Here is a 4094-nt window from a genome sequence, read left to right as displayed (position 1 = left end):
TATCTATGCCCAGGTAAAGCTTTTGCTGATGATTTACAAGATTGGATAGATGACTTAAGCTCACCAACTCTACTTGACGCTCGCCTAAATACATCGTAATGGTTGTGTTCAATCACATTGAGAATTTTCTGATAGAGCATCAATGCAGACCAAACCGGCCAACGGGCGTCACGGCTTAGGGCTCTAATACCTCTTTCTGCTTTGGTATAGTAATCCCTTGCCCGTTGAATTTGGAAACGCATCAGTTCCTGCCAACGGTCATCAACCACACCTTTGAACAAATCATCCTCAGTGTAATTAAACCGTTCCATATCTTCTAAGGGTATGTAAATACGACCTCGTCTAGCATCCTCTCCAATATCTCGGAGGATGTTAGTTAGCTGATTGGCAATTCCTAATGCGATCGCTTCTCCCACCGGATTATAGGAGTTTGTTTGCTGATCCCAGGGTGCTTTACTAGTGGAGTTGTCAACCCCCAGTACAGCACTAGACATTAACCCCACCGTACCCGCCACCCGATAACAGTAAAGATTCAGTTCATCAAAGGTTTCATAGCGACTACGGTAGAGATCCATCTGCTGACCGGCAATCATATCCCGAAAGGGTTGAATATCTATGGGAAACCGTTCTAGGGTATCGACCAAAGCCACATCATAGTCATCGATGGGATGTCCCGCAAAAATAGATTGCAGATGTTCTTCCCAGTGTTCTAGGGTTTCAGGGGTGGTTAAAGCCGCCTGGGGACCATCAACTAGTTCATCAGTTCGTCTGCACCAGACGTATATTGCCCAGATGGCTCGACGTTTGGCTTCTGGCATTAGTAAGGTGCCAAGATAAAACGTCTTAGAGTACTTCGCAGTAATCTGGCGGCATAATTCGTAGGATTTTGACCGGGAGGCCAGGTTTCTCATGGGCTGAGATTTGGGCAGTTGGAGCATTCTTAGCAACGTTGGAGATTGGAAGCTTTCAACTTTCATCCTTCAGCCCTCAGTACTCGCCCTTGGCATGGGTGAAGAGACTAACGGGGTGTCAATCTCTGGTTTCTGATTGCCGGCTAGTGGTTGAGCGCTGGTTTGTGAAAGCCTAGTGCTGTTGTTATTTATTGCCTGCGATGTCAGCTTACCAGAAAGTACGGCTCCTTCCATACTTGCTAGGTAACGTTGCATGGTGTAATCCCCGCTTAGGAAGAAATTGGCAATGGGTGTTTCTTGGGACGGACGGTGGTTCTGGCGTCCTGGTGTTGCTTTGTATACCGAACGGGGAGTCTTAACCACGTGGTATTTTAGCAGTTGAGCTGAGTTATCAGTACCAAAATGCTTGGGAAACAGTTTCTCCAGTTCTGCTAGGGTGGCATTAACAATTTCGAGATCGGATTTGCCAATCCAATCTTTAGCAGGCGCTAAGACCAATTCCAACATTGAGCGGTCGGGATTAGCGTACTCTTTGCAGGTATTGCTCATGTCAGCATAGACACTAAGCAGGGGTGATCGGGAAAATAACAGATGGTCAATATCCGTCAGCTTGCGGTCAAACCACATCTGCAGGTTAATTACCGGTACCCCCTCTAGCCCATCCAGCTGTTTGAAAAATTCCATTTCACCCCAAGGTTTGGGGATCATCAGCTTTAAAGGGTCTACCGGCATAGCTGATACATAAGCATCCGCTGTGAGAACTTGATCGGGCGCTCCATTCAATCCCCGGATCAAGAACCCACTGACAGTGTTGTCTGAATTGAGTAAAAATTCTTTAACTGGGGCATTCAAACGTACTTCTCCATCCCGCTGTGTGATATAATCAACTATTGGTTGACATAGTCGCTCGGTGGGAGAACCATCCAAGAATGCCATCTTGGAACCGTTCTTTTCCTGTAGGAAGCGGTTAAGAGCAGTCAAAATTATAGTAGACGAAATTTCATCAGGCCCAATAAAGTTTAGTGCCTTAGACATGGCGATGAAGACTTCCTTCTCTACTCGCGGTGGTACGTTCTGTTTTTTCAGCCATTCGGAGAAGGAGTATTTGTCCATTGCTTCCACATACTTTTGCCCTTGAAGCATTGCCGGAATCAACCCTATCCCAAAGCGAATCTTCTCGGGCCAGGTAAGCATGTCGTTATTGCGCAGAATTGCCACAATCCCATTGACCGGAGCTGGTATATCTGGGAAGTCAAACCGGGAGTAAGTTCCAGGTTGATTTGGCTGATTAAAGATCATGGTGTGCTCTTTCCACTGCAACCGGTCTTCAATACCCAGTTCTTTAATTAGCTGCAGCATATTGGGATAGGCACCAAAAAATATATGGAGACCAGTTTCATACCAGTCTCCATCTTGATCTTTCCAGGCTGCCACTTTACCGCCTAAAACATTTCGACGTTCTAGGACAATCGGGGTGTGACCAGCGTCTATTAGATATTTAGCACAGGAAAGCCCTGCTAGTCCGGCTCCAGCGATCGCAACTCGCATGTGATGGTAATACTGTAAATTTTTCGCTTAGGGGTGTTGTTTTAATTATACTTTGCATTTCGTTACATTTCACCCCTCGATCCCAGGATTTTCTTCAGTTTTCCCACACCCCACACCCGCTCACCCCATAGCCAGTCACCCCAACAGGATTCCCACAAACCATAGCGCTAGTTTAAATCACACGGAAAATAAATGGGTAGCGGTAGGATACATTGGGATCCCCAAGAATCTTGAGAATTGCCATAATCGGTAGTACCCAACTGAACAGAAATAACAGAGGCAGGAAAAGCCAACCAATTAGGATAAAAGTCAAAGCCCCAAAAATTATCCCGTATAACCATACATTAAAGTGAAAATTAAGGGACTCTTTAGCATTCTCTTGGACTACTTTATCATCGGATATTACCAAGATAGCTAGCGGAATTAACACGGATACAAATGAGGCACTAATGAAAATTGCTCCGTGACATAATGCTGATAACAGCTTGCGCTTGTCGGGGTCATACTCAATGTTATTTCTCTGGTCATACACCATATTATCGCTCCTTTATTTCGATAATATATTGATTTTTAATTTACCAGTATTGTAGCGTTTATAAGCCTATCCTATAGGTCGTAAATTCCGTCCCAAATTAGGGATGATATCACGACATTGATGAGTTATTAATGACTATACTTATAGCAGAAGTAGGGAAAAGGAAATGGAAAAACAGGAATAGGTAAATTGGCTTGCTGGGTCGGTCTTTAAGACAGACGTGAGTGTGGGTTGACCCAGTCGGGAGTGTGGGGCATAGAGAAATATACCTATTAGTCGTTAAAAATCATCATTTATTCGTTGTTTTCAGGTTTATATCCTGAGGTAAAGTCTCAGGTTTGACCATGAAGTAAAAAATATACCCCTCTCAGGTAGGAAGTAGGGAATAGGGAAACAAACCTGTGTAGGTCATTACTATCAGAAACGCTATAATATATAGAAAATTATGTCAGAATTAAGCGAAAGTCCCCTATCTAGTCTTTTTGGATGTCCACTGAACTTGAAGCAGAATTGCTCAACGCTGTTGAACACCGCCGTAACTTTGCGATTATTTCCCACCCGGACGCGGGTAAAACCACATTGACAGAAAAATTGTTACTCTATGGTGGAGCAATTCATGAAGCCGGAGCAGTGAAGGCACGGCGAGCTCAGCGCAAGGCCACCTCGGACTGGATGGAAATGGAGCAACAACGGGGAATTTCGATTACCTCGACGGTGTTGCAGTTTGCCTATGAGGACTGTCAGATTAATTTACTCGACACACCCGGACACCAAGATTTCAGTGAGGATACCTATCGCACTCTGGCAGCAGCTGATAATGCGGTGATGCTGATTGATGCGGCAAAGGGTCTAGAGCCCCAAACCCGCAAATTGTTTGAAGTGTGCAAAATGCGATCGCTTCCTATATTTACCTTTGTCAATAAGCTTGACCGTCCCGCACGAGAACCCCTAGAACTCCTCGATGAGATTGAGCAGGAACTAGGGTTACAAACCTATGGGGTCAACTGGCCGATTGGCATGGGCGATCGTTTTAAAGGAGTTTTTGACCGTCGAGAACAACAAATCCACTTGTTTGAACGCACCGCTCACGGCTCCCGGGA

General features: G+C 45.1%; 4 protein-coding genes. 1 reads left to right on the top strand and 3 read right to left on the bottom strand.

The annotated features are described in order from the left end of the window. The 3 genes from crtB to F6K20_RS27225 all read right to left on the bottom strand — a co-directional run. A partial coding sequence (gene crtB, locus F6K20_RS27235; protein WP_287296729.1) for a 15-cis-phytoene synthase CrtB occupies window positions 1-938 on the bottom strand: 938 nt, incomplete at its 3' end. A gap of 42 nt (window positions 939-980) precedes the next feature. Next, complete coding sequence (gene pds / locus F6K20_RS27230; RefSeq protein ID WP_008185893.1) at window positions 981-2459, bottom strand: 15-cis-phytoene desaturase; 1479 nt, start codon at window positions 2457-2459, stop codon at window positions 981-983. A gap of 172 nt (window positions 2460-2631) precedes the next feature. Continuing rightward, window positions 2632-2994, bottom strand: coding sequence for a DUF4870 domain-containing protein (locus tag F6K20_RS27225; protein ID WP_008185891.1), 363 nt, complete (start codon window positions 2992-2994; stop codon window positions 2632-2634). A 486-nt stretch (window positions 2995-3480) separates the two neighbouring features. On the opposite strand from F6K20_RS27225, the gene F6K20_RS27220 reads away from it, so the two are divergent. Continuing rightward, the coding region (locus tag F6K20_RS27220) for a GTP-binding protein (RefSeq protein ID WP_287296727.1) at window positions 3481-4094 on the top strand (614 nt) is incomplete at its 3' end.

It is taken from the genome of Moorena sp. SIO2C4 (genome assembly GCF_010672485.1).
Taxonomy (GTDB): Bacteria; Cyanobacteriota; Cyanobacteriia; order Cyanobacteriales; family Coleofasciculaceae; genus Moorena; species Moorena producens.
This window is presented reverse-complemented; position numbering and strand designations above follow the sequence as displayed.

What these genes read in the sequence shown, in the direction of transcription:
- pds (WP_008185893.1), bottom strand. Translation starts at nt 2,459, where the DNA reads ATGCGAGTTGCGATCGCTGGAGCCGGACTAGCAGGGCTTTCCTGTGCT.
- F6K20_RS27225 (WP_008185891.1), bottom strand. Translation starts at nt 2,994, where the DNA reads ATGGTGTATGACCAGAGAAATAACATTGAGTATGACCCCGACAAGCGC.